The sequence below is a fragment of the Variovorax sp. GW823-FHT02B07 genome, from assembly GCF_058797695.1.
Genome location: NZ_JBXAJX010000012.1, coordinates 60,381 through 84,377 on the forward strand (window position 1 = coordinate 60,381; position 23,997 = coordinate 84,377).

Genomic DNA, 23,997 nt, shown 5'->3' on the forward strand with positions numbered 1-23,997 from the left:
TCCCTCGGGTGGTCAGGCTCCCAGGTGTTCACGATGCTGAGCAAGATCGAGGCCCACCAGTTCGCTCTCGGGGTCGACGCGCAATCCGACCAGCACATGCACCAGGAACAACACGATGGCCGTGCCGGCCGCGCTGTAGATCGCCACGCTGGCGACCGCGATGGCCTGCGTCAGCACATTGCCCGCCGCGCCCGAGATGCGCGGGTCGGCGAACACGCCCGTGAGCAGCGCGCCCACGATGCCGCCGATGCCGTGCACGCCGAACACGTCGAGCGAGTCGTCCGCACCGAGCAGGTGCTTCAGGCCCGTGGCGCCCCAGTAGCAGGCCAGCCCGGCGATGGCGCCGATGGCCAGCGCCGACAGCGGCGTGACGAAGCCGGCCGCCGGCGTGATCGCCACCAGCCCCGCCACGAGGCCGGAGCACAGGCCCAAGAGCGACGGGCTGCGGCGCACGATCCATTCGCCGACCATCCAGCTCATGGCGCCAGCCGCCGCCGCGATGTGCGTCACCAGCATGGCCAGGCCGGCGCGCCCGTCGGCCGCCACCGCCGAGCCGGCATTGAAGCCGAACCAGCCCACCCACAGCAGGCCCGCGCCCGTCATGGTGAGCGCCAGGCTGTAGGGCTCGAAGGCCTCGCGCCCGTAGCCCCGGCGCGGCCCGAGCGCATAGGCGCACACCAGCCCCGCGATGCCCGCGTTGACGTGCACCACCGAGCCGCCCGCGAAGTCGAGCGCACCCATCTGCGCGAGCCAGCCGCCCGGCTCCCACACCCAGTGCGCGACCGGCGCGTACACGAGCACGCTCCACAGCAGCGCGAACCACAGCAGCGCCGAGAAGCGCATGCGCTCGACAAAAGCGCCGAGCACCAGCGCGGTGGTGATGATCGCGAAGCTCAGCTGGAACATGGCGTAGACCGATTCCGGCACGTTCGGCGCCACGTGGCTCACGGCCACCTGGCCGGCCTCCTTCAGGTACTCGAAGCCGGAAAAACCGATGCGCGAGAGCTTGCCCAGCCAGGGCCAGCCGGGCGTGAAAGCCAGCGAGTAACCGAGCGCGAACCAGGTCAGCGAGACCACCGCGGCGATCGCCACCACCCCGGCCATGGTCGCCAGCACGTTCTTGCGCCGCACCATGCCGGCATAGAAGAGCGCGATGCCGGGCAGCGTCATCAGCAGCACCAGCGCGGTCGAGGTCATCATCCAGGCGGTGTCGGCCGCGTTCAGGGAGGCTTGGGGTGCCAGCAGGGCCATGACCGTTTCTTCTTGGAGTGGTGGACAAGAGGCCTGTGTGCACGAGTCATGCCATCTTGTTAACTGACTGAAACACTTTGGTTTCCCAACCGGAGGGTCGAAGTAACACGAAGCGGGTAATTCCTAATGCACCGGGCGGGTGCGCGCTTGCACAATCTGCGCACTCGCGACGGGCCCTGCTCGTACTGCCGAGGGTCCGAGGAGACAAGCTTCCGATCGATCAACAAGAACATTCTTCAAAGGCTCCGTACGAGATGCCTGTCTGATATTTGAAAAGCGCCGCTGGTCGGCGCTTTTTTTTTGCCTGTTCGCAGCGCGAATGCAGGCGCTTTCCTCCAAGCCAAACAAGCCTCCTGGCCAGCCGGTACCGGCCACCACAGCTATCGTTTCGATAGCGATTCCGGTGAGACAATCGCCCGCATGGAAATGCTGGTGGTCACGGGCGCCTCACTGCTCGCGGGTTTTATCGATGCGATCGTGGGCGGCGGCGGGTTGATCCTGGTGCCGGCCCTCTTTGCGGTGTTTCCGGGCGCGCCGCCCGCCACGCTGCTGGGCACCAACAAGAGCGCGTCCATCTGGGGTACGGCGGCCTCGGCGGCCCAGTTCAGCCAGCGGGTGCAGATGCGCTGGGGCGCGATGTGGCCGGCCGCGCTGCTGGGCTTCGGCGGCTCGATGCTCGGCGCCTGGACCGTCACGGTCTTCCCGGGCGACTTCCTGCGCCGGGCGCTGCCGGTCATCCTGCTGGGCGTGCTGGTCTACACGCTGGCACGCAAGGACATGGGCCGGCTGCACGCACCGCGCTTCAGCGGCCGCGCCGAGACGCTGGCGGCCAGCACCATCGGCCTGACCATCGGTTTCTACGACGGCTTCTTCGGGCCGGGCACGGGCAGCTTCCTGGTGTTTTTGTTCGTGCGCTGGATGGGCTACGACTTCCTCAACGCCTCGGCCTCGGCCAAGGTCATCAACACGCTGACCAACGCCGCCGCGCTGATCCTGCTGGCCGCCAAGGGCCACGTCTGGTGGCACTACGGGCTGGTGATGGCCGTGGCCAACGTGGCCGGCAGCCTGGTCGGCACGCGCGTGGCGCTGAAGCACGGGGCGGGCTTCGTGCGGATCGTGTTCATCGTGGTGGTGAGTGCGCTGATCCTGAAAACCGCTTACGACGCGTTCCTGAAATAAAAAAGCCCCTGGCGTCTGGCCAGGGGCTTTTTTTCGGGGTGCCGAGGTCAGTCTTCGACAAAGGCCTCTTCGCGCTTCGCCTTGATCGCGGGCAACAGCACGATGGCCAGCAGCAAGGCTGCAGCGATCAGCAGGCCCGCCGACAGCGGCCGCGTGACGAACACGCTCCAGGCACCGCGCGACAGCAGCAGCGCGCGCCGCAGGTTCTCTTCCATCATCGGCCCGAGGATGAAGCCCAGCAGCAGCGGGGCCGGCTCGGTGCGCAGCTTCAGGAACAGGTAGCCGATGAAGCCGAAGATCGCCACCATCCACACGTCGAAGGTGTTGTTGTTGGTCGAGTACACGCCGATCGCGCAGAACAGCACGATCGCCGGGAACAGGAACTTGTAGGGCACCGTCAGGAGCTTGATCCACATGCCGATCAGCGGCAGGTTCAGGATGATCAGCATCGCGTTGCCGATCCACATCGAGGCGATCAGGCCCCAGAAGAGCTCCGGGTTGCTGGTCATCACCTGCGGGCCGGGCTGGATGTTGTGGATCGTCATCGCGCCCACCATCAGCGCCATCACGGCGTTGGGCGGAATGCCCAGCGTCAGGAGCGGAATGAAGGAGGTCTGCGCGCCGGCGTTGTTGGCCGACTCGGGCGAGGCCACGCCGCGGATGTTGCCCTTGCCGAAGGCGACTTCGCCGGGGCGCATCTTGATCTTCTTTTCCAGCGCGTAGGCCGCGAAGGCCGCCAGCAGCGCACCGCCGCCCGGCAGGATGCCCAGGGCCGAACCCAGCGCCGTGCCGCGCAGCACGGCGGGCGTCATGCGCTTGAAGTCGTCCTTGGTGGGCCACAGGCCCTTGACCTTGTGCGTGAACACCTCGCGCTCGTCGTCGGGCTGCGAGAGGTTGCCGATGATTTCGCCGTAGCCGAACACGCCCATGGCGATCACCACGAAGCCGATGCCGTCGGTGAGCTCGGGAATGTCGAAGCTGAAGCGCGCCACGCCCGAATTCACGTCGGTGCCCACGATGCCCAGCAGCAGGCCCAGCACGATCATCGCCACCGCCTTGAGCAGCGAGCCCGAGGCCAGCACCACCGCGCCGATCAGGCCCAGCACCATCAGGGAGAAGTACTCGGCCGGGCCGAACTTGAAGGCCAACTCGGTCAGCGGCGGCGCGAAGGCGGCCAGGATCAAGGTGCCGACGCAGCCCGCGAAGAACGAGCCCAGGCCGGCCGCGGCCAGCGCGGGGCCTGCGCGGCCCTGCCTTGCCATCTGGTAGCCGTCGATGCAGGTGACCACCGAGGACGACTCCCCGGGCAGGTTCACCAGGATGGCCGTGGTCGAGCCGCCGTACTGGGCGCCGTAGTAGATGCCGGCCAGCATGATCAGCGCCGACACGGGCGGCAGCGCGTAGGTGGCGGGCAGCAGCATCGCGATCGTCGCAACCGGGCCGATGCCCGGCAGCACGCCGATCAGCGTGCCCAGAATGCAGCCGACCAGGCAGTACAGCAGGTTGGTGAAGGTGAAGGCGACGCCGAAGCCGGTCGCCAGGTTGTGGAACAGTTCCATGGCGGTGTGCTCCTCAGCCCGAAATGAAGGTGGGCCAGACCTGGATCTGGAGCTTGAGCGCCCAGATGAAGGCCACATAGCTGCCGGCCGCCAGGATGGTCGCCAGCACCAGCACGTCGCGCAGCTTGAAGTGCTCGCCCGCCATGCTCGAGATGATCGTGAGCGCGTAGATCGCGATGATCATGCCCATCGCCGGCAGCCCGACGCTGGGCAGGCCACCCAGCAGCACGCCGAAGGCCAGGTTGGCGCCGAGCACGAAGGCCAGCGGCTTCCAGGCCCATTTGCCGATCTTGTCGCCGTCGGCGCTCTCGACCACCATGGCCTGGAACATGATCAGCGCGCCCAGCAGCGCCAGCAGGATGCCCAGCATCAGCGGAAAGTACCCCGGCCCCATGCGGGCGCCGTCGCCGATGGTGTAGGTGGTGGCGCCGATGGCGAACGCGCCACCGACGGCGGCGAACATGACTCCTGAGAAGAAGTCCGCCTGTCTCTTGATTTTCATTGTCTCGACCCTCTGTTTTCGAAGGGACGAGGGTCGTCGCCAGCGGCTGACCGTCGGCTGACCAGCGCGGTACGGACAAATGCTTACAGGGAAAGTACGGGCTTCTCCCCCAGGCTTCGCGCACTTCGTGTCGCTGTTCCCCGAAGGGGGCGGGCGGGTTGTGGGGCCAGAAACGAAAAAAGCTCCCGAAGGAGCTTTTTATTCATTCAGAGCGCCGAGGCGCTCATGAGTGTGTGGGGGAGGGCTTAGTAGCCGCCGCGGCCACCGCCGCCGCCGTAACCACCGCCGCCACCGCTACGGCCGCCACCGCCGCCGCCGTAACCGCCGCCGCCGCCACCACCACCGTAGCCGCCGCCACCACCGCCGTAGCCGCCACCACCGCCGGTGCGGGGGGGACGTGCTTCCATCGGACGGGCTTCGTTCACCGTCAGGGCGCGGCCCTGCAGCGATGCGCCGTTCATGCCTTCGACAGCTGCGAGTGCTTCAGCGTCCGTGCCCATTTCGACGAAGCCGAAGCCCTTCGAACGGCCGGTGTCACGTTCCATCATGACCTTGGCGCTGACGATCGAGCCGAACTCGCCGAAAGCCTGTTCCAGGTCGTTGTCACGCACGGAGTAGGCGAGGTTGCCCACGTAAAGTTTCTTGCCCATGGAGGGACTCCTAATTCAAACCAAAAAAACACAAAGCGATGGAGTCCCAGAATCACAACAAACTAATGCGCTGTGGCGCGAAACTGACCGATCACCAAATTACGTGCACGGGAGCCGAAGCTCGCAGACACGTGAGCCGGATTATCCGGCCCGATTTCCGAAAAAAGGGGGGAAATCTTGTGTTATCGAGAAACATTCCGACCCGACGGGCGGTTTCGCAACGGTTTCAGGAGGTCGGACAGGCCGTTGTGGTCTATTTCATGCATCAAAGCGAGCAGCCGGCCAATTTCTCCCGCGGGAAAACCCTCGCGCGCAAACCAGGTCAGGTAATTTCCGGGCAAATCGGCAATCAGCGTGCCCTTGTGCTTGCCAAAAGGCATTTCGAGCGTCACCAGGCGCTGCAGGTCTTCGGGGTTCATGCGCGCTTTCAGCCGCCCGCGCGCTTGACCGTGTGGCCCTGCTTCACGAGGGCGGCGATGACGACCTCGCGGTGATCGCCCTGGATTTCCACGGTGCCATCCTTCACCGTGCCGCCCGTGCCGCAGGCCGCTTTCAGCTGCTTGCCCACGGCCGCCAGCGCCGCCGCGTCGAGCGGCAGGCCCTTGACCACGGTCACGCCCTTGCCCTTTCGGCCCTTGGTCTCGTGCGATACGCGGACAATGCCGTCCGTGGCCGCCGTGCGGGCCTTCGCGAGTTCCTTGCAGCGGCATTGCGCCATCGGGGCGCCGCAGTCGGGGCACATGCGCCCGCCCGCCTCGGTGGAGTACACCAGCGTGCTGCCGGTGCGGCTGTTCTTCATCGTTCCCATTCGATCCGTCTTTCTTTCGATCTCTCTCTTTTTCCCGGTGCCCGTTCCATGCCATTCGATACCCTGGGCCTGACCCCCGCGCTCGCGCAAGCGGCCGCCGCGAGCGGCTTTGCCGCGCCGACCGCCATCCAGGCGGCGGCCATCCCTGCCATTTTGCAGGGCCGCGACCTGCGGGGCTCGGCACAGACCGGCTCCGGCAAGACGGCCGCATTTTCCCTGCCGCTGCTGCAGCGCCTGGCCGCCGAGCCTGCCTCGTCGGCGTCGCGCCGCCTGCGCGCGCTGGTGCTCGTGCCCACGCGCGAACTCGCGGCCCAGGTGGGCGAGACGCTGGAAGACTTCGCACGGCATCTGCCCGAGCGCCTGAAGATCGTCGTCGCGGTCGGCGGCGTCTCGATCAACCCGCAGATGATGCGGCTGCGCGGCGGCGCCGACATCGTGGTCGCCACGCCCGGCCGGCTGCTCGACCTGTTCGAACACAACGCGCTCACGCTCGACGCCGTGTCGACGCTCGTGCTCGACGAGGCCGACCGCCTGTTCGACCTGGGCTTTGCCGAGGAGCTGCAGCGCATCCTGGCGCTGCTGCCGGCGCGGCGCCAGAACCTGCTCTTTTCGGCCACCTTCCCGATCGCCATCCAGGCGCTGGCCGACGACATGCTGCACGACCCGGCGCTGGTCGACGTGCAGGGCGAGCCCGGCACCCGGCCCGACATCGTGCAGCGCGCCATCGAGGTCGACGCCGCCCGCCGCACCCAGCTGCTACGCCAGCTGCTGAAGGACAACGAAGGCACGTGGGACCGCGTGCTGGTGTTCGTCGCCACGCAGCACGCCGCGCAGACCGTGGCCGAGAAGCTGTACCGCAACGGCATCTACGCCGTGCCCTTTCACGGCGACATCGCGCAGGGCACGCGCCGCGACATCCTGGCGCAGTTCAAGCAGAGCCGCTGGGACGTGGTGATCGCCACCGACCTGGCGGCGCGCGGCCTGGACATCGCGCAGCTGCCCGTGGTCATCAACTACGACCTGCCGCGTTCGCCCACCGACTACATCCACCGCATCGGCCGCACCGGCCGCGCGGGCGCGAGCGGGCTGGCGATCAGCTTCGTGAGCCCCACCACCGAGGCGCACTTCCGCCTGATCGAGAAGCGCCAGGGCCTGCGCGTGCCGCGCGAGCGCATCGCGGGCTTCGAGCCGACGGAGGCGGCGCCGGTGCTGGTCGATACCTCGGGCAACGGCGGCATCAAGGGCGCGCGACCGAGCAAGAAGGACAAGCTGCGCGCGGCGGCCGCGCTGGCCGCACAGGCGGGCGGTGGGGAAGACGCGGACTGACGCGCGTCAGGCGTCAGCCGGCATGAAAGGATGCTGGCGGGTGCTTCGAATGGCTTTCCGCTTTCGTGCGTTGCACGCTACGCGTGCTGCTTGCCGAGCAAACTCGCGATCAGGTCCACCGGCAGCGGAAACACGATCGTCGTGTTCTTGTCCGCGCCGATCACCGTGAGCGTTTCCAGGTAACGCAACTGGATGGCCTGCGGCTCCTGCGCCAGCACGCGTGCGGCCTGGAACAGTTTCTCGGACGCCTGCAGCTCGCCCTCGGCATGGATCACCTTGGCGCGGCGTTCGCGTTCCGCCTCGGCCTGCCGTGCGATGGCGCGGATCATGGATTCGGTGAGGTCGATCTGCTTGATCTCGACGTTCGACACCTTGATGCCCCATGACGCCGTCTGCACGTCCAGCGATTCGCGCACATCCAGGTTGAGCTTCTCGCGCTCGGCCAGCATGTCGTCCAGCTGGTGCTTGCCGAGTACCGAGCGCAACGTGGTCTGGGCCAGCTGGCTGGTGGCGTTGAAGAAGTCCTTGACCTCGATGATGGCCTTGGCCGCATCGACGATGCGGAAATAGACGACCGCGCTGACCTTCACCGACACGTTGTCGCGCGAGATCACGTCCTGCGTCGGCACTTCGAGCACCACGGTGCGCAGGTCGACGCGCACCACCTGCTGGATGGCCGGAATCACGAACACCAGTCCGGGCCCTGCCACCTTCGAGAAGCGCCCCAGGGTGAACACGATGCCGCGCTCGTACTCCCGGAAGATCCATACCGCCGAAAAGAGCAGCGCCGCCAGCAGGACCAGAACGACGGCGCCGATGCCATAAGTGAAAGAGAGCATGGTGATCTCCCGCGACTCAGCAAAGGTGCTGAACGGTTGGACACCCGCTGCGCAGCGGCGTTCCGGCCGGGCCGGAAGAAAGGTCGGCTCTGCCGCTACACCCACCCGAGTTGGCGCGCCGCCAGCTCCTTCATGATCTCCTCGGCCCCGCCGCCGATCATCATCACCTTGACCTCGCGGTAGACGCGCTCGCTCACCGTGCCACGCATGAAGCCCATGCCGCCGAGGATCTGCACCGCCTGGTCGGCGCAGAACTGCATGGTCTGCGTGGCGTGGTTCTTGAGCAGGCAGACCTGCGCCACCCACTCGGGCGCGTTGATGCGGCCTGCCGCCTCGTGGGCGTCGCCCTCGGCGGACACGGCCTCGAGCCAGGCCTCGGTCGAGGCGATGCGCATCTGCATGTCGACCAGCTTGTGGCGCACGGCCTGGTGTTCGATGAGCGCGGCGCCGAAGGTCTTGCGCTCGCGCGACCAGGCCAGCGCCTCGTCGAGGCAGGCCTGCGCGAAGCCCAGCGCGCCGGCCGCGAGCCCGACGCGCTCGCCGTTGAAGTTGCCCATGACCATGCGGAACCCGCCGCCTTCTTCGCCCAGCAGGTAGCGCGCGGGCACACGCACGTTGTCGAAGTGCAGCGTCGCGGTGTCGGAACACAGCCAGCCCATCTTCGCGAGCCGCGTGCGCGAAAGGCCGGGCGCGCCGCCCGGCACCAGCAGCATCGAGAGCCCGCCCGCGCCGCGGCCTTCGCCGGTACGCACGGCCACGGTGATCCAGTCGGCGCGCATGCCCGAGGTGATGAAGGTCTTCTCGCCGTTGAGCACGTAGTGGTCGCCGTCGCGCTTGGCCGTCGTGCGCACCGCGGCCACGTCGGAGCCGCCGCCGGGTTCGGTGATCGCGAGCGCGGCGATCTTTTCGCCGCGCAGCACGCCCGGCACGACCTCGTGGCGCACCGCGTCGCTGGCATGAAGCACCACGGGCGGCAGGCCGATGTTGTGCGAGAACAGGCTCGCGAGCACGCCGCCGCTCTGGCCGTGGCGCGCGAGCGCGACCCACGCAGGCAGCTTCAATGAATAGGAGGCGGGTGTGCCGCCGAGTGCTTCGGGGTAGCCCAGGCCCAGCAGGCCCAGCTCGGCCGCGCGGGCGTACAGCGCGCGCGGGAATTCGCCGGCTTCGTCCCAGGCCTGCACGTTCGGTGCGATCTCGGTCTGGGCGAATCGGCGCACCGTGTCGGCGAGCGCCGCACGGTCGGCCTGCAGTTCCGCGTCCATGTCGCTCAGCCGCGCGGCGGGCGCTTGGCGATGCCCATGGTCTTGGCGAGGATGCCGAGCATCACCTCGTCGGCGCCGCCGCCGATGGAGCCCAGGCGGCCGTCGCGGTACAGGCGCGACACGCGGTTCTCCAGCGTGAAGCCCATGCCGCCCCAGAACTGCAGGCAGGTGTCGGCCACCTGGCGCGTGAGGCGGCCGGTCTTGAGCTTGGCCATCGACGCGAGCTCGAGCACGTCCTCGCCCTTCACGTGCAGGTCGCAGGCGCGGTAGGTGAGGGCGCGCAGCGCCTCCACCTCGGTCTTGAGCTCGGCCAGCTTGAACTGCACCCACTGCTGGTCGGCCAGCGTGGCGCCGAACATCTGGCGCTGCTGCGCCCATTCGATGGTCTGCGTGATGCAGTCGTCCATCGGCGCGAGCGAGCTGGCCGCGCACCACAGGCGCTCTTCCTGGAACTGCTGCATCTGGTAGACGAAGCCCTGGCCTTCCTCGCCGATGCGGTAGCGCTGCGGCACGCGCACGTTGTCGAAGTAGATGAGGCCGGTGTCGCTCGAGTCCATGCCGATCTTGCGGATCTTCTTGGCCTTCTCGATGCCGGGCAGGTTCATCGGCACCATCACGAGCGACTTGTTGCGGTGCACCGGGCCTTCGCTGGTGTTGACCAGCATGCACATCCAGTCGGCCTGCAGGCTGTTGGTGATCCACATCTTCTGGCCGGTGATGAGGTAGTCGTCGCCGTCCTTCTTCGCATAGGTCTTCAGGCCCGCCACGTCGCTGCCCGCGCCGGGCTCGCTCACGCCGATGCAGCCGACCGTGTCGCCCGCGATGGCGGGCACCAGGAACTCGCGGCGCAACTCGTCGCTGCCGAAGCGCGCGAGCGCGGGCGTGCACATGTCGGTCTGCACGCCGATGGCCATCGGCACGCCGCCGCAGCTGATGTGGCCCAGCCCTTCGGCGAAGGCCATCGCGAACGAGTAGTCGAGCCCGGCGCCGCCGAAGGCCTCGGGCTTGTTCAGGCCCAGCAGGCCGAGGTTGCCGAGCTTCTTGAAGACCTCGTGCGCGGGAAAGATCTCGGCCTCTTCCCATTCGTCGACGTGGGGGTTGATCTCCTCGTCGATGAACCGGCGCAGGGTGTTCTGCATCTCGAGGTGTTCATGGGTGTACTGCATCACTGGTCTCCGTTCGTTCGCTCGTTACTTGTCCTGGAACACGCGCGGTGTCTGCGCGAGGTGAAAGCCGTCGTAGGGCCGCACCGCGGGGCGCTGCTGCGCCTGCGCGTCGGGCAGTTCCATCGGCCAGCCCATGCGTGCCTGCGGGCGCGCGCCGTCCACGCGCAGCACGGTGCCGCTGATGAAGGCGGCGGCCGGGCCCAGCAGGAAGGCGATGGCGGCGGAGGTCTCGGCCTCGTTGCCGAAGCGGCCGGCCGGCACGGTCTTGCGCATGGCGCGCAGCATGTCGCCGGCCTCGGGCGGGTAATGGTCCATGCCGCTGGAGGCGATGTAGCCCGGCGCCACGGCGTTCACGCGCACGCCGCTCACGGCCCATTCGGCGGCGGCGGTCTCGGTGAAGCTCACCATGCCGGCGCGCGCGGCGCCGCTGTGGCCCATGTTCGGCATCGACCCCCAGATGTCGGCCACGATGTTGACGATGGCGCCGCCGTTCGCCTGCATGCTCTGCAGGTAGCACTCGCGCGCCACCAGGAAGCCGCCCGTGAGGTTGGTGTGGATCACCGCCTCCCAGCCCTTGGCCGAGATGGCGGCCAGCGGCGTGATGTACTGGCCGCCTGCGTTGTTGACCAGCCCGTCGATGCGCCCGTGCGCCGCGACGATGGCCTTCACGGCCTCGCGCACGGCGTCTTCCTGGCGGATGTCGAAGGCCTGCGTGCTGGCGTTGCCGCCGGCCGCTTCGATCTCGGCGCGCACCGCGTCGAGCTTCTCGGGCTTGCGGCCCACCAGCACGACGTGGGCGCCGAGCGAGGCCAGCTCGTGCGCGGTGCAGCGGCCGATGCCCGAGCCGCCGCCGGTGACGACGATGCATTGCCCGGCGAACAGGCCGGGCGCGAAGACGGAGCGGTAGTGGGATGCGTTCATTCGACAGGTTCTCGAAAAAGGGGAGGGGCCTTCAGGCCTCGACGATCTCGGCCACGATGTGGCGCGCGGCCACCTGCACGCCCACGGCCACATGCAGCGCCGCGACGCGGCCCGCGCGCGGTGCGCAGTGCACGTGTTCCATCTTCATGGCTTCGAGCGTGACCAGTGGTTGGCCTGCGGCGACGGTGTCGCCCTCGGCGGCCAGCAGTGCGACCACGCGGCCGTTCATCGACGCGCGCAACAGGCCGTCGCCGCCGCCCGCGTCGGCGCGCGGAACGGCCACGTGCGTGAGGTCGTCGAGGCGGTGGGCGCGGCCGTCGAAGTGGAAGTCGACGCGTTCGGCGCACCGCACGACCTGCGCCTGCGCGGCCACGCCGTCGCAGGCGAAGCGCAGCAGGCCGTCGTCCGCCAGCGCCAGCAGCGCGAGCGTGGCCGGCGCGGCGTCGTTCAGTACGACCTCGAAGCGCGCCGCGCCGCGCGGCGTCACGCGCGCCGTGTGCACGGCACCGTCGAGCGCAAAACGCAAGGCATTGGGCAGCGTGTGCGCCAGCGGCGAAGGCCAGCCGCGCGCGCCGGTCTGCAGCAGAAGGGCCGCGAGCAGGGCGGCGCGCGTGTCGCTCGCGGTGTCGGCGGCCAGCAGCGCGTCGAGGTGGTCGCCGATGAAGGCGGTGGTCGCTTCGCCGCCCGCGAACACGGGGTGCGCGAGCGCGCGCTGCAGCAGTGCCTGGTTGGTCGGCAGGCCGAGCGCCACCGTGTCGCGCAGGCCCGCCAGCAGCCGCTGCCGCGCCTCGTCGCGCGTGCGGCCCGACGCGATGAGCTTGGCGATCATCGAGTCGTAGAAGGGAGGCACTTCGGCGCCGTCGCGCAGCGCGTGCTCGGTGCGCAGAGCCGGTGACGTGCGCCATGCGCTCAGCGTGCCGCTTTGCGGGAGGAATCCCTGCTGCGGGTCTTCGGCGCACAGGCGCACTTCGATCGCGCAGCCGGTGATGCGCACGTCGTCCTGCGCGAGCGGCAGCGGCTCGCCGGCGGCCACGCGCAGCTGCAGTTCGACCAGGTCCAGCCCCGTCACCGCTTCGGTCACGGGGTGCTCCACCTGCAGCCGCGTGTTCATTTCCATGAACCAGTACTGGCCCTGCGCGTCGAGCAGGAACTCCAGCGTGCCCGCGCCCTCGTAGGCGATGGCCTTCGCGGCGGCCACGGCGGTGGCGCCCATGCGCGCGCGCAGCGCGGCATCGACGGCCGGCGAGGGCGCCTCCTCGATCACCTTCTGGTGGCGCCGCTGCACCGAGCAGTCGCGCTCGCCGAGGTGGATCGCGTGGCCGTGGCGGTCGGCGAACACCTGGATCTCGATGTGGCGCGGCGCGACGATGGCGCGCTCCAGGATCACGGTGGCGTCGCCGAAGGCGTGCAGCGCCTCGGACTGCGCGCTCTGCAATTGCTCGGCAAAGGCGCCGGCCGAGGCCACGAGCCGCATGCCGCGCCCGCCGCCGCCGGCCGTGGCCTTGATCATCACGGGCCAGCCGATGCGTTCGGCCTCGGCGGCCAGCGTGGCGGTGCTTTGATCCTCGCCCTGGTAGCCGGGAATGCACGGCACGCCGGCCGCCTGCATGAGCCGCTTGGCGCCGGCCTTGTCGCCCATCGCGACGATGGCCTCGGGCGAAGGGCCGATGAAGACCAGCCCCGCGTCGCGGCAGGCCTGCGCGAAGGCCGCGTTCTCGGCAAGGAAGCCGTAGCCCGGGTGCACCGCGTCGGCGCCGCTGGCGCGGGCCGCGGCAATGATCGCGTCGATGTTCAGGTAGCTCTGCGCGGGCAGCGGCTCGCCGATGCACACGGACTCGTCGGCCTGGCGCACGTGCTCGGCGTCTGCATCGGCACGCGAGTACACGGCGACCGTGCGGTAGCCCATGGCGCGGGCGGTGCGCATCACGCGCACGGCGATCTCGCCGCGGTTGGCGATCAGGATCTTGTGAAAGGTGCTCATGGCCGTGCCACCGAAAACTGCATGGGTTGCGGCGCACGCGCCTCGGCGTCGCGGCAGATCGACAGCGCCTCGGCCAGCACGGCGCGCGTGTCGCGCGGGTCGATCACGCCGTCGTCGAGCAGCAGTGCGCTGGTGGTGAAGACGCTCATCTGGCGCTCGAAGCGCTCGACGATCTGGCGTTGCATCGCGTCGATCTTCTCGCGGTCGACAGCACCCTTGCGCGCCATGCCGGCCTCCATGACGATGGCCATGGTCTGCGCGGCCTGCTCGCCGCCCATCACGGCGGTGCGTGCGTTGGGCCAGCTGAAGCAGAAGCGCGGCGCAAAGCCGCGACCGCACATGCCGTAGTTGCCCGCGCCGTACGAGGCGCCGCAGTGCAGCGTGATCTGCGGCACGTTGGCGCTGGTCACGGCCTGGATCATCTTGGCGCCGTGCTTGATGATGCCGGCCTCCTCGTGCGCGCGGCCCACCATGTAGCCCGTGATGTTCTGCAGGTAGACGATGGGCGTGCGCGACTGGCAGCAGGCCTGGATGAAGTGCGTGGCCTTGGTGGCGCCGTCGGAGTCGATCGGGCCGTTGTTGGTGATGATGCCCACCGCGTGGCCTTCGAGCCGGATGTGGCCGCAGACCGTGGCGCTGCCGTAGTGCTCGCTGAAGGCCAGGAACTCCGAGCCGTCGGCGATGCGCGCGATGACCTCGCGCATGTCCACCGGCCGGCGGCCGTCGGTGGGCATGAGGCCCATCAGCTCCTCGGCGTCGTGGCGCGGCGGCGCGAAGGTGCGCGGCGCCTCGTCGCGTGCCCAGTCGATGCCGCCGAGGATGGCGCGCGCGATGCGCAGCGCGTCGCGGTCGTCCTCGGCCAGGTAGTCGCCCAGGCCCGAGATGTGGGTGTGCATGACGGCGCCGCCCAGTTCTTCCTCGGTGGCGATCTCGCCGGTGGCGGCCTTCAAGAGCGGCGGCCCGGCCAGGAAGGCCCGGGTGCGGTCGCGCACCATCACGATGTAGTCCGACAGGCCCGTCTGGTAGGCGCCGCCCGCGGTCGACGAGCCGTGCGTCACCGTCACCACCGGCAGGCCCGCGGCCGAGAGCCGCGCGAGGTTGCGGAAGATGTTGCCGCCGCGCACGAAGTCCTGCACGCGGTACTGCATGAGGTTGGCGCCCGCGCTTTCCACCAGCTGGATGAAGGGCAGCTTGTTCTCCAGCGCGATCTCGTGCAGGCGCAGCTGCTTGTCCAGGCCCATGGGCTGCAGCGCGCCGGCGTCGATGCCGGAGTCGGAGGCGCTGATCATGCAGCGCACGCCCGCCACGCGCCCGATGCCGGCGATCAGGCCGCCGCCGGGCACGCTTTTCGAAAGGTCGGGGTTGTCCTGGCCCAGGCCTGCGAGCGTGGCCAGCGGCAGGAAAGGCGCGCCGGTGTCCAGCAGCAGCGCGAGGCGTTCGCGCGGCAGCAGCTGGCCGCGCCTGGCGAAGCGCTCGGCCGAGGCGCTGGAGGCGGCCACGGCGCGGGCTTCATGGGACCGGACCTGGTCCAGCAGCGAGAGCATGCTGGCGCGGTTGGCCTGGTAGGCGTCTCCGGCGGTGTGAAGCCGGGATTCGAGGAAGGGCATGGGGGTCTGTGCGGTGCGCGCGTGTCGTTTCGCACAGACTTTAGGAGGCGGGCCCCCGGCCCGCTTGCGCCAACTAGCTGGGGCGCACGCGCCGTTGTGCGGCGGGGGCGGCGTCCAGGCTGCTGCCCGTGACCACCCAGTAGATGAAGATCAGCACCGCGCCGGCCGTGCCGAACACCGTGAGGCCCATGTAGCTGCCGCCCAGCGAGAGCGCGTCGACCGGGGCGGCTGCCGTGCAGATCATGCTGGCCGCGCTCATGCCCACGTAGTGCATGGTGCACACCGCCACGCCCATCACGGCGGCGGCGGCCACCTGGTGGCTCAGCTTGCGCAGGTTGAAGGCCAGCCACAGCGCGGCGGCGGCGGCCGTGATGGCGATGACCACCGACAGCGCGACCATGCTGAAGTCGAAGCTCATCGTGGCCCGCATGTTCATCGCGAACATGCCCATGTAGTGCATCACGCACACGCCCAGGCCCGCCAGCAGGCTGCCCGCCAGCCAGCCCGAGCGGCTGAACTTGGCGCGCCCGCCCGCCAGGTACAGCGCAATGCCCGAGATCAGGATGGCCGCCACCAGCGACACGATGGTCAGCGGCATGTTGTAGGCGATGCCGAAGGGCAGCCGGTAGGCCAGCATGCCGATGAAGTGCATCGACCAGATGCCGATGCCCCCCAGCGCCACCGCGGCGCAGGCCACGATGGCCAGGTTGGGTTTGCCGTCGGCACCGACCATGCGCCCGGCACAGATCAGGGCCACCAGCGAGCCGAAGAAGGAAATGACGAACGAAAGCGCGACCAGCCCCAGGGAGTATTCGGGCGATAGCACTTGGCCTACGACGAGTGGAGTCATGCGATGTCCCTTCGGAAAGAGCGCTTCGCAGACCCCGACTGCCCTATGCGATCGGAACGCTGCGACGCGTCCCGACCAGTTTGTAATATGTGTTTATAAAAGTAAACAGAAACTTGTACTAATTGTTACCCTGAATGACAGGCCGAATTCGATAGATCGAATTGTTCCTGTCGGCCGCCACGTAGACCGTGCCGTCGCGGCCCACGGCCACGCCCGTCACCACGTAGGGCGGCGGCAGGCCGGGCCCGGCGGCCAGGCCAATGGGCAGGTTCTCGGCGACGGTGCGGCGGGTGCCGGTGGCCGGGTCGATCTCGACCAGCCGGCGTGCCGCGCTCTCGGCCACGATGAAGCTGCCCCACGGCGTCTGGGCCAGGCCCTCGGGCAGCGCCAGCCCGTCGGCCACGGTGCGCAGCGGGGCGCTGGCGTCCAGCGGAATGCGCAGCAGCTTGCCGGCGGCCTCGGTCACGTAGAGCGCGCCGTCCTGGCCGACCACCAGTTGCACCGGGCCGTTCAGCCCGCTAGCCAGCACTGACTTCTCTGCAAACTTCGGCCCGCTGGCGCGGGTGATGCTGCCGGTGGCGAGCTCGGCGTAGATCACGCTGCCGTCGGGCATCGGCAACGCGTCGAACGGCGCCTTCAGGCCGTGGATCGTTTCGACCGTCTTCAGGGTCTGTCGGTCGACCAGTTGCACCGAGCCCGTGAACCACGAGGTCAGCGCGAAGAGCTTGGGCGACAGCCCGACCGCGAAGGGGTAGTCGAGCTCGGGGTCGCGCTGCATGCGGAACACGTCGCGCACCTCGCCGGTGCGCACGTCGACCTGCCGGAAGCCGAAGACGTCGGCCACCCACAGGTCGTTGCCGTCGATCTTCAGTCCGGCCGGCACCGCCACCTTGCCGCTGGTGAGCGTGCGCAGTTCGCCGGTGGCGGGGTTGAAGGCCTGCACCTCGTTGTTGGCCATGTTCGAGACGTAGATGGTCCCGTCCGGAGCGATGGCCAGGTTGTCGAGCGACGGGCGCAGCTGCTTGGCGACGGTCTTCTTGCCGCTCGCAAGATCGACCTTCACCAGTTCGCCGCTGCGCGCGTCGACCACCCAGAGGTTGCCCTTGCCGTCGAGGTTGGCGGCGGCGGGGATCTTGAAGCCGTCGGCGATCACGGTCAGATTGCCGTTCGCCGGGTCGATCTTCACGACCTGGCCCTTGAACCACAGCGGGCCGTAGAGCAGGCCGTCGGGCCCGACCTCGAAGCCGTTGAAGCCGCCCATGTCCTTCTTGATGAGCCGGGGCGGCTGCTTGCCCTCGCGGTCGATTTCCCACAGTGCGTCGCCCAGGAACACCTGCGAGGCGTAGAGCTTGCCGTTTCGGCGATCGAAGTCGAGCGAGTTCAGGCCGGGCAGGTCCTTGGCGAGCACGCGCAGCGGCGCGCTGTCGTTCTCGCGGTAGCGCAGCATGCCCATGAGGTAGTTGGTCCACGCCAGCTCGCCCTTCGGGCCGACCGCGATGTCGTCGGCCTGACCCTCGGGCGCATCGACCAGCACTTTGGCGGCGCCGGTCTGGCGGTCGACCTCCCACAGCGTGTTGCCGAGCACGGAGCCCGCCAGCAGCCGGCCCTTCGCATCGATGGCCAGGCCGTGCACGCCCGCGAAGGACGACGGGGCCACGAGCACCTCGGGCGTCGCCCACGCGGCGGGGCGCTTGGGCGGTGGCGACAGCGTGCTGCAGGCGGCGAGCAGGGCGAGGGCGGCGGTCAGCGCGGCTGCGCGGATCGAGCGACGGGGCATGGCGATCTCCTCTGGGGTTGGCGTTGTGGATGCGGCAGTGCGCCCGCAGTCTAGGAGCCGGAGGAGGCCGCGCAGTCGCTCGCGGGACAAGACGCGGACTTTCGTCCGCTGCGGATAACCCGCAGCACCCGGTGATTTTTCAGCCGCGCAGCAGCTGCGTCGCCGTGTGGATCAGCAGCCCCACCAGCCCGCCCACCAGCGTGCCGTTGATGCGGATGAACTGCAGGTCGCGCCCGATGTGGCGCTCGAGCTCGTCGGTCATCTCGTGCGCGTTCCACTCGCCCACGCGCTCCTCGATGTAGCGGCGGATGTCCTCGCGGTAGCGCTCGATGGCCGCCGGCGCGGCGGCCTCGAGCTGCTCGTTGATCCAGGCGCGGATGGCCGCGTCGTTCTGCAGCCGCTGGCCCAGCGCGCCGGCCATCGTCGCGATGCGCTGGCGGATGGTCGAGTCGGGGCGCCCGAGGTCGTCGTGCAGCCAGCCCAGCAGCTCGCCCCACAGGCCGTGCAGGTAGTCGCCCAGCGCGGGGTGCGCGATGAGCTCGGCGCGGATCTGCTCGCCGCGCTGCTGGAACTCGGGGTCGAGCTTCAGGCGCACCACGAAGTCGTCCACGAAGTGGTCGAAGCGCCGGCGCATCGGATGGTCGGGCTCGGCCGCCAGCTCGGCCAGCGTGCGCGCGATGGCGGCCACGATCTTGCGCGTGGCGAGCTTGGCCGCCACCTGGTCCAGGCCCACGTAGCGCAGCGTCTTGATCTCGCGCGCGATGGCCTCGGTGATGTGCGCCTGCACCTCCTCGCCGTCGAGCAGCTCGGCCACCTGCTGCAGCACGTCGTCGAGCAGCGCCTGGTGGCGCCCGCCGGCCGTGAGCGCATCGAGCGCCTGGCCGGTGAGGCGCGAGAGGTCGATCTTGGCCAGGCCGGCCGCGGCGGCGCGGCCCATGAAGTCGCGCACCCGTTCGTCGTCGAAGGCGGCCAGGCCGTAGCGCGTGGCGGCCACGCCCCATTCGCCGAGCCGCTCGCCGCTGGCGGGCCGGGCCAGCCACTCGGCGATGCGCCCCGCCGCATCGAACTGGCGCAGCTTGGCCAGCACCTGGGCGGTGCTCAGGAAGTTGTCGCAGATGAAGCCCGCGAGCTTGGCGCCGATGCGGTCCTTGTTGCTCGGGATGATCGCCGTGTGCGGGATCGGCAGGCCCAGCGGGTGGCGAAACAGCGCCACCACCGCGAACCAGTCGGCAATGGCGCCGACCATCGCGGCCTCGGCAAAGGCCGCCACGTAGCCCCAGGCCGGGTGCTGGCCGTGCAGCGCGCTGGCCAGCGCATACAGCGCCGCCGCCGCGCACAGCAGGCCGAGCGCGACGCGTTTCATGCGTTGCAGTGCGCCGCTGCCGTGGTCTTCAGCCAATGGTGTGCGAGGTCGCGAGGCGCTCCATGAACAGCTCGCAGCGCGCGAGCTGCTCAAGACTCACGAACTCGTCGGGCTGGTGCGCCTGCTCGATGCTGCCGGGGCCGCACACCACGGTGGGGATGCCGGCGTTCTTGAACAGGCCCGCTTCGGTGCCGAAGGCCACCAGCGTGGTGCGGTCTTCGCTGGCCAGGCGCTGCGCGAGCAGCGTGACCGGGTCGCCGGCCGCACCCAGGAAGCTCGGGATCTCGCAGATCGTTTCAAACTTGAAGCCCGCGTCGGGCGCCACCTTCTTCATGGCGGGCTCGATGCTCGCGGCGTACGCCAGCACGTCGGACTGCATGCGCTTGGCGTCGGCCGTGGGCAGGTCGCGGAATTCGTAGCGGAACTCGGCGTCGCGCGGCACCACGTTGTCGGCGATGCCGCCGTGGAACTGGCCCACGCTGGCGGTGCTGAAGGGCACGTCGAAGCCGTCGTAGCGCGGCTCGCTGCGTTCGAAATCCTCGGCCATGTCGCGCACCTTGCCGATCACGCGCGCCGCCATCTCGATGGCGTTGACCGACTTCGGCGTGAGCGACGAATGCGCCTCCTTGCCGCGCACGCAGCACTTGTAGCGGTACACGCCCTTGTGGGCGATGGCCGGCACCATGCTGGTGGGCTCGCCCACGATGCAGGCCAGCGGCTTGATGCCGGCGTCGCGCATGTCGGCAATGAGTTCGCGCACGCCGAAGCAGCCGATCTCTTCTTCATACGTGAAGGCGAAGTGCACGGCGAAGGGCGCGTCGCCCTCGAGGAAGCGCTGGGCATTGGCCAGCGCGATCGCGATGTAGCTCTTCATGTCGGCCGAGCCGCGGCCGTACAGGCGCTCGTTCTGCACCACGGCCGACAGCGGGTCGACGCTCCAGGCCTGGCCGTCCCAGGGCACCGTGTCGGTATGGCCCGAGAGGATCACGCCGGCCGGCTTGCCCTCGCCCAGCGTGGCGAACAGGTTCGCCTTGGTGCGCTCGGCGTTGTAGGTGATGCGGCTCTTCACGCCGAGGGCGGCGAGGTGCGCCTGGGCGAAGTCGATCAGCTCGAGGTTGCTGTTTGCGCTCACCGTGTTCATGCGAACCAAGGTTTGCGCCATCAAGAGGCTCTGGGGAGAAAGCGTGTGCTGCATGCAACAGATTGTCCGGGAAGTTGAACGCCCGCGCAGATGGGTATCGGCGTTGTCACGCGCAGCGGGTAGCCTGCCTCCTCTTTTTTCTTTGTTTGGATGGAGAAGACAACATGCGCATGTCCCTGCAGATCACCCTGACCGCCGTGGCCGCCCTGAGCCTGGCCGCCTGCGGCACCACCGGCCCGGCGGCGAACAAGCTGCTCACGCTGGATGGCAACCCGCCGCTGGTCATTGCCCACCGCGGCGCCTCGGGCTACCTGCCGGAACAGACGCTGGAGTCGTACGCGCGCGCCATCGAGCTGGGCGCCGACGTCATCGAGATGGACCTGGTCTCCACCAAGGACGGCGTGCTCATCGCCCGCCACGACCCCAACCTGGCGATCAGCACCGACGTGGCCAAGCACGCGCGTTTTGCCTCGCGCAAGAAGACCATCCAGGTCGACGGCGAAACCCAGACCGGCTGGTTCAGCAACGACTTCACGCTGGCCGAGATCAAGACCCTGGGCGGCATCTCGACCGACGCGGAGCGCCCGCAGGAATTCAACGGCAAGTTCAAGGTCGTGACCTTCCAGGAGATCATCGATTTCGCCAAGGCCAAGACGAAGGAAACCGGCCGCACCATCGCGATCTACCCCGAGACCAAGAACCCCACCTACTTCCGCGACCTGGGCATGCCCATGGAAGACAAGGTCATCGCCGCCATCAACGCCGCCGGCTGGAACAGCAAGACCGCGCCCATCTACGTGCAGTCGTTCGAGCCCGGCAGCCTCAAGTACATGAAGAGCAAGGGCCTGAACACCCGGCTCATCCAGCTGATCGACGGCGACGGCATCGACATGAAGACCGGCGCCATGACCTACGCCGTGCCGGTCGACCGCCCCTACGAGTGGACCAAGGCCGGCGACAAGCGCAACTTCGACGTCATGGTCACGCCCGCCGGGCTGGCCGAGATCAAGACCTACGCCGACGGCATCGGCCCCTGGAAGCGCTACATCGTGAGCGTCAAGGGCACCGTGGGCGCCGACGGCAAGGTGGTGGACGTCAACAAGGACGGCAAGATCAACGACGCCGACGCCACCTCGACGGCCCCCACCACGCTGATCGCCGATGCCCACAAGGCGGGCCTGTTCGTGCACCCCTTCACGTTCCGTAACGAGTCGCGCCGGCTCGCGTCCGACTACAACAAGGACGGCAAGAACGAATACGCGGTCTATTACAAGCTCGGCGTCGATGGCGTGTTCACCGACTTCACCGACACCGCGCTGGCCGCGCGTGCCGAGTACCTGAAGAGCATCGGTCGCTGAGGGTTTGCCCGGCACGGTCTTTGCGGCGCATTCCGCAAAGCCTAGACTGTGTCTTATGAAACTCATCGACTCGCTCGTCACGCAGGCGGCCGGCATCGCGGCCGTCCGGCGTGACCTTCATGCCCACCCTGAACTCTGTTTCGAAGAAGTCCGCACCGCCGACGTGGTGGCAGGCAAGCTCACCGAATGGGGCATTCCCATCCACCGCGGCCTGGGCACCACCGGCGTGGTCGGCATCGTCAAGAACGGCACCAGCACCCGCGCCGTCGGCCTGCGCGCCGACATGGACGCGCTGCCCGTCACCGAGCTCAACACCTTCGCCCACGCCAGCCAGCACCACGGCAAGATGCACGCCTGCGGCCACGACGGCCACACGGCGATGCTGCTCGCGGCGGCCCAGCACCTGGCCAAGCACCGCAACTTCGACGGCACCGTCTACCTGATCTTCCAGCCGGCCGAAGAAGGCGGCGGCGGTGCGCGCGAAATGATCAAGGAGGGCCTGTTCGAGCAGTTCCCCATGGACGCCGTCTTCGGCATGCACAACTGGCCCGGCATGAAGGCCGGCCAGTTCGCCGTGAGCCCCGGCCCGGTGATGGCCTCGGGCAACAAGTTCCATGTGAACGTGGTCGGCAAGGGCGGCCACGCCGCGCTGCCGCAGACCGGCATCGACCCGGTGCCGATCGCCTGCGAGATCGTGCAGGCCTTCCAGACCATCCTCACGCGCAAGATGAAGCCGACCGATTCGGCGGTGATCTCGGTCACCACCATCCACGCCGGCGAGACCAACAACGTGATCCCCGACAACTGCGAGCTGTCGGGCACCGTGCGCACCTTCTCGCTCGAGGTGCTCGACATGATCGAGGCCAAGATGAAGCAGATCAGCGAGCACATCTGCGCCGCGCACGACGCCACCTGCGAGTTCCGCTTCGAGCGCTATTACCCGCCCACCATCAACACCGAGGCCGAGGCCGACTTCGCGCGCCGCGTGATGGGCGGGATCGTCGGCCCCGAGAACGTGCTCAAGCAGGAGGCCGCCATGACCTCGGAAGACTTCGCCTTCATGCTGCAGGCCAAGCCCGGCGCCTACGCCTTCATCGGCAACGGCGACGGCGCGCACCGCGACATGCACCACGGCGAAGGCCCGTGCACGCTGCACAACGCCAGCTACGACTTCAACGACGACCTCATTCCGCTGGGCGCGACCTGCTGGGTGCAGATCGCCGAGCAGTTCCTCCAGCCCGGCGGCACTGCCCCATGATCGGCATCGGCGAGGCCTTTTCGCCGCGCTACGCCCAGGCGCGCCAGAAGTTCCTGCAGGGCTGCGTCAGCGCCGGCCTCACGGTCGAGCCGCATGCGCACCCGCTCAAGGGCCGCGACGGCGAAGAGCTGTCGATGGACGTGGCGCTCGACGGCGACGCCAACGCCGAGCGGCTGCTGGTCGTCACCAGCGCCTGCCACGGCGTCGAAGGCCACTGCGGCAGCGGCGTGCAGGTGTTCGCGCTGCACGACGCCGAATGGCGCGAGAAGGCCAAGGCACAGGGCGTGGCGGTGCTGTACGTGCATGCGCTGAACCCGCACGGCTTTTCGTACGGCCGCCGCGTGACGCACGAGAACGTCGACCTGAACCGCAACTTCCTCGACTTCTCGAAGCCCGTGCCGGTGAACGAGCCCTACGCGAAGCTGCATCCGCTGCTGCTGCCCGACACCTGGCCGCCGACGCCGGACAACCAGGCCGCGATCGAGAAGTGGATCGAGAAGCATGGCGCCACGGCCTACCAGGCGGCGGTGACCAGTGGCCAGTACCAGTTCGACGACGGCCTCTTCTTCGGCGGCAAGGCCCCGACCTGGAGCAACAAGACCATTCGCAGCGTGCTGCGCCGCCATGCAGGCAGCGCGAAGCGCCTGGCCTGGATCGACCTGCACACGGGGCTCGGTCCCAACGGCCTGGGCGAACGCATCTTTGCCTGCCGCGACGACAAGGTGGCCTACGCCCGCGCCAACGCCTGGTGGGGCACGCCGGCGGCGCCCGTCACCTCGATCTACGACGGCTCCTCGACCTCCGCGCTGCTGCGCGGGCTGATGTGGGACGCCGTGTACGAAGAGTGCCCGCAGGCCGAGTACACCGGCATCGCGCTCGAATACGGCACGCTGCCGATGCTCGAGGTGACCGGCGCCCTGCGCGCGGACCACTGGCTGCACAAGCACCCGGACGCACCCGCCGACCTGGCCGATGGCATCCGCGCGCGCATGGTGGAGGCGTTCTACACGGACTCCGACGCCTGGCGCGGCCAGATCGTGAGCCAGGCGCGGCAGGCGATGTTCCAGGCGGTGGACGGGCTGAGTAGCTGAACCTGAACGGCCCGGGCGCGCGCTCTGGCGTGCTCCCGCCGACGCGGTACCTTGCTCCGCGAATGTCCCCCGGGGCTTCGCCCCTCCTCCTTGATTTCGCTGCGCAAG

At 68.8% G+C, this 23,997-nt stretch carries 21 protein-coding genes; 5 read left to right on the plus strand and 16 right to left on the minus strand.

From position 1 onward, the window contains the following. Positions 1-12 precede the first annotated feature (12 nt). Positions 13-1,251, minus strand: a complete 1,239-nt coding sequence (locus tag AC1RGU_RS30530) for an ammonium transporter (protein WP_307589442.1) — start codon at positions 1,249-1,251, stop codon at positions 13-15. Positions 1,252-1,671: 420 nt separating this feature from the next. Between AC1RGU_RS30530 and AC1RGU_RS30535 the strand changes: the two genes are divergently transcribed. After that, positions 1,672-2,430 (plus strand): sulfite exporter TauE/SafE family protein, encoded by a 759-nt coding sequence (locus tag AC1RGU_RS30535; protein WP_070063465.1) that lies wholly within the window; start codon positions 1,672-1,674, stop codon positions 2,428-2,430. Positions 2,431-2,477: 47 nt separating this feature from the next. On the opposite strand, the gene AC1RGU_RS30540 is transcribed toward AC1RGU_RS30535, so the two are convergent. The 5 genes from AC1RGU_RS30540 to AC1RGU_RS30560 all read right to left on the minus strand — a co-directional run bounded on the left by AC1RGU_RS30540 (position 2,478) and on the right by AC1RGU_RS30560 (position 5,949). Beyond that, a complete protein-coding gene (locus AC1RGU_RS30540) occupies positions 2,478-3,989 on the minus strand; it encodes a tripartite tricarboxylate transporter permease (protein ID WP_139703961.1) in 1,512 nt (503 codons plus the stop codon). A gap of 13 nt (positions 3,990-4,002) precedes the next feature. Next, a complete protein-coding gene (locus AC1RGU_RS30545) occupies positions 4,003-4,491 on the minus strand; it encodes a tripartite tricarboxylate transporter TctB family protein (protein ID WP_062472776.1) in 489 nt (162 codons plus the stop codon). Positions 4,492-4,736: 245 nt separating this feature from the next. Next, positions 4,737-5,141 (minus strand): RNA-binding regulator, encoded by a 405-nt coding sequence (gene rbp, locus AC1RGU_RS30550; RefSeq protein ID WP_492700227.1) that lies wholly within the window; start codon positions 5,139-5,141, stop codon positions 4,737-4,739. Between the two features lie 182 nt (positions 5,142-5,323). Next, on the minus strand, positions 5,324-5,560 hold the full coding sequence (locus AC1RGU_RS30555) for a DUF3820 family protein (protein ID WP_056584018.1): 237 nt from the start codon (positions 5,558-5,560) through the stop codon (positions 5,324-5,326). Positions 5,561-5,568: 8 nt separating this feature from the next. Continuing rightward, positions 5,569-5,949, minus strand: a complete 381-nt coding sequence (locus AC1RGU_RS30560) for a translation initiation factor Sui1 (protein WP_062472780.1) — start codon at positions 5,947-5,949, stop codon at positions 5,569-5,571. Positions 5,950-5,997: 48 nt separating this feature from the next. On the opposite strand from AC1RGU_RS30560, the gene AC1RGU_RS30565 reads away from it, so the two are divergent. Continuing rightward, positions 5,998-7,275, plus strand: a complete 1,278-nt coding sequence (locus tag AC1RGU_RS30565; RefSeq protein ID WP_492700229.1) for a DEAD/DEAH box helicase — start codon at positions 5,998-6,000, stop codon at positions 7,273-7,275. Between the two features lie 77 nt (positions 7,276-7,352). Here AC1RGU_RS30565 and AC1RGU_RS30570 read toward each other — a convergent pair whose 3' ends face one another. The 10 genes from AC1RGU_RS30570 to argE form a co-directional block, all read right to left on the minus strand. Next, positions 7,353-8,114 (minus strand): slipin family protein, encoded by a 762-nt coding sequence (locus tag AC1RGU_RS30570; protein ID WP_492700231.1) that lies wholly within the window; start codon positions 8,112-8,114, stop codon positions 7,353-7,355. 95 nt (positions 8,115-8,209) lie between these two features. Beyond that, the gene (locus AC1RGU_RS30575; protein ID WP_492700233.1) at positions 8,210-9,376 is read right to left on the minus strand and encodes an acyl-CoA dehydrogenase family protein; all 1,167 of its coding nucleotides are present in this window, start codon (positions 9,374-9,376) and stop codon (positions 8,210-8,212) included. A gap of 5 nt (positions 9,377-9,381) precedes the next feature. After that, the gene (locus tag AC1RGU_RS30580; RefSeq protein WP_095747399.1) at positions 9,382-10,542 is read right to left on the minus strand and encodes an acyl-CoA dehydrogenase family protein; all 1,161 of its coding nucleotides are present in this window, start codon (positions 10,540-10,542) and stop codon (positions 9,382-9,384) included. 24 nt (positions 10,543-10,566) lie between these two features. Continuing rightward, entirely contained in the window at positions 10,567-11,463 is an 897-nt protein-coding gene (locus tag AC1RGU_RS30585) for an SDR family oxidoreductase (RefSeq protein WP_095743244.1), read from the minus strand. Positions 11,464-11,494: 31 nt separating this feature from the next. Further along, complete coding sequence (locus AC1RGU_RS30590; RefSeq protein ID WP_492700236.1) at positions 11,495-13,444, minus strand: acetyl/propionyl/methylcrotonyl-CoA carboxylase subunit alpha; 1,950 nt, start codon at positions 13,442-13,444, stop codon at positions 11,495-11,497. Next, positions 13,441-15,051 (minus strand): acyl-CoA carboxylase subunit beta, encoded by a 1,611-nt coding sequence (locus AC1RGU_RS30595; RefSeq protein ID WP_159273536.1) that lies wholly within the window; start codon positions 15,049-15,051, stop codon positions 13,441-13,443. Before AC1RGU_RS30595 ends, AC1RGU_RS30590 begins: the two co-directional genes overlap by 4 nt. A 73-nt stretch (positions 15,052-15,124) precedes the next feature. Next, positions 15,125-15,901 (minus strand): MHYT domain-containing protein, encoded by a 777-nt coding sequence (locus tag AC1RGU_RS30600; RefSeq protein ID WP_062472795.1) that lies wholly within the window; start codon positions 15,899-15,901, stop codon positions 15,125-15,127. 118 nt (positions 15,902-16,019) lie between these two features. Continuing rightward, entirely contained in the window at positions 16,020-17,678 is a 1,659-nt protein-coding gene (locus AC1RGU_RS30605) for a Vgb family protein (protein WP_492700238.1), read from the minus strand. A 139-nt stretch (positions 17,679-17,817) separates the two neighbouring features. Beyond that, on the minus strand, positions 17,818-19,041 hold the full coding sequence (locus tag AC1RGU_RS30610) for a DUF445 domain-containing protein (RefSeq protein ID WP_492700240.1): 1,224 nt from the start codon (positions 19,039-19,041) through the stop codon (positions 17,818-17,820). Between the two features lie 28 nt (positions 19,042-19,069). Continuing rightward, the gene (gene argE, locus AC1RGU_RS30615) at positions 19,070-20,236 is read right to left on the minus strand and encodes an acetylornithine deacetylase (RefSeq protein WP_095950723.1); all 1,167 of its coding nucleotides are present in this window, start codon (positions 20,234-20,236) and stop codon (positions 19,070-19,072) included. 110 nt (positions 20,237-20,346) lie between these two features. Between argE and AC1RGU_RS30620 the strand changes: the two genes are divergently transcribed. Genes AC1RGU_RS30620 through AC1RGU_RS30630 form a run of 3 tightly spaced genes read left to right on the plus strand, consistent with a single transcriptional unit; the run spans position 20,347 to position 23,889 of the window. Beyond that, complete coding sequence (locus tag AC1RGU_RS30620) at positions 20,347-21,540, plus strand: glycerophosphodiester phosphodiesterase (RefSeq protein ID WP_492700242.1); 1,194 nt, start codon at positions 20,347-20,349, stop codon at positions 21,538-21,540. Positions 21,541-21,595: 55 nt separating this feature from the next. Next, the gene (locus tag AC1RGU_RS30625) at positions 21,596-22,798 is read left to right on the plus strand and encodes a M20 aminoacylase family protein (protein ID WP_492700244.1); all 1,203 of its coding nucleotides are present in this window, start codon (positions 21,596-21,598) and stop codon (positions 22,796-22,798) included. Then, a complete protein-coding gene (locus AC1RGU_RS30630) occupies positions 22,795-23,889 on the plus strand; it encodes a M14 family metallopeptidase (RefSeq protein ID WP_492700246.1) in 1,095 nt (364 codons plus the stop codon). The genes AC1RGU_RS30625 and AC1RGU_RS30630 overlap by 4 nt, the downstream gene beginning before the upstream one ends. Positions 23,890-23,997: the final 108 nt, after the last annotated feature.

Excerpts from the sequence above, each read along its gene's own strand:
- AC1RGU_RS30585 (WP_095743244.1), bottom strand. The coding sequence starts at position 11,463 with ATGAACGCATCCCACTACCGCTCCGTCTTCGCGCCCGGCCTGTTCGCC.
- AC1RGU_RS30530 (WP_307589442.1), bottom strand. The coding sequence starts at position 1,251 with ATGGCCCTGCTGGCACCCCAAGCCTCCCTGAACGCGGCCGACACCGCC.
- AC1RGU_RS30545 (WP_062472776.1), bottom strand. The coding sequence starts at position 4,491 with ATGAAAATCAAGAGACAGGCGGACTTCTTCTCAGGAGTCATGTTCGCC.
- AC1RGU_RS30535 (WP_070063465.1), top strand. The coding sequence starts at position 1,672 with ATGGAAATGCTGGTGGTCACGGGCGCCTCACTGCTCGCGGGTTTTATC.
- AC1RGU_RS30605 (WP_492700238.1), bottom strand. The coding sequence starts at position 17,678 with ATGCCCCGTCGCTCGATCCGCGCAGCCGCGCTGACCGCCGCCCTCGCC.
- AC1RGU_RS30630 (WP_492700246.1), top strand. The coding sequence starts at position 22,795 with ATGATCGGCATCGGCGAGGCCTTTTCGCCGCGCTACGCCCAGGCGCGC.
- AC1RGU_RS30600 (WP_062472795.1), bottom strand. The coding sequence starts at position 15,901 with ATGACTCCACTCGTCGTAGGCCAAGTGCTATCGCCCGAATACTCCCTG.
- AC1RGU_RS30540 (WP_139703961.1), bottom strand. The coding sequence starts at position 3,989 with ATGGAACTGTTCCACAACCTGGCGACCGGCTTCGGCGTCGCCTTCACC.
- rbp (WP_492700227.1), bottom strand. The coding sequence starts at position 5,141 with ATGGGCAAGAAACTTTACGTGGGCAACCTCGCCTACTCCGTGCGTGAC.
- AC1RGU_RS30625 (WP_492700244.1), top strand. The coding sequence starts at position 21,596 with ATGAAACTCATCGACTCGCTCGTCACGCAGGCGGCCGGCATCGCGGCC.
- AC1RGU_RS30555 (WP_056584018.1), bottom strand. The coding sequence starts at position 5,560 with ATGAACCCCGAAGACCTGCAGCGCCTGGTGACGCTCGAAATGCCTTTT.
- argE (WP_095950723.1), bottom strand. The coding sequence starts at position 20,236 with ATGCAGCACACGCTTTCTCCCCAGAGCCTCTTGATGGCGCAAACCTTG.
- AC1RGU_RS30595 (WP_159273536.1), bottom strand. The coding sequence starts at position 15,051 with ATGCCCTTCCTCGAATCCCGGCTTCACACCGCCGGAGACGCCTACCAG.
- AC1RGU_RS30570 (WP_492700231.1), bottom strand. The coding sequence starts at position 8,114 with ATGCTCTCTTTCACTTATGGCATCGGCGCCGTCGTTCTGGTCCTGCTG.
- AC1RGU_RS30620 (WP_492700242.1), top strand. The coding sequence starts at position 20,347 with ATGCGCATGTCCCTGCAGATCACCCTGACCGCCGTGGCCGCCCTGAGC.
- AC1RGU_RS30565 (WP_492700229.1), top strand. The coding sequence starts at position 5,998 with ATGCCATTCGATACCCTGGGCCTGACCCCCGCGCTCGCGCAAGCGGCC.
- AC1RGU_RS30560 (WP_062472780.1), bottom strand. The coding sequence starts at position 5,949 with ATGGGAACGATGAAGAACAGCCGCACCGGCAGCACGCTGGTGTACTCC.
- AC1RGU_RS30610 (WP_492700240.1), bottom strand. The coding sequence starts at position 19,041 with ATGAAACGCGTCGCGCTCGGCCTGCTGTGCGCGGCGGCGGCGCTGTAT.
- AC1RGU_RS30590 (WP_492700236.1), bottom strand. The coding sequence starts at position 13,444 with ATGAGCACCTTTCACAAGATCCTGATCGCCAACCGCGGCGAGATCGCC.
- AC1RGU_RS30575 (WP_492700233.1), bottom strand. The coding sequence starts at position 9,376 with ATGGACGCGGAACTGCAGGCCGACCGTGCGGCGCTCGCCGACACGGTG.
- AC1RGU_RS30580 (WP_095747399.1), bottom strand. The coding sequence starts at position 10,542 with ATGCAGTACACCCATGAACACCTCGAGATGCAGAACACCCTGCGCCGG.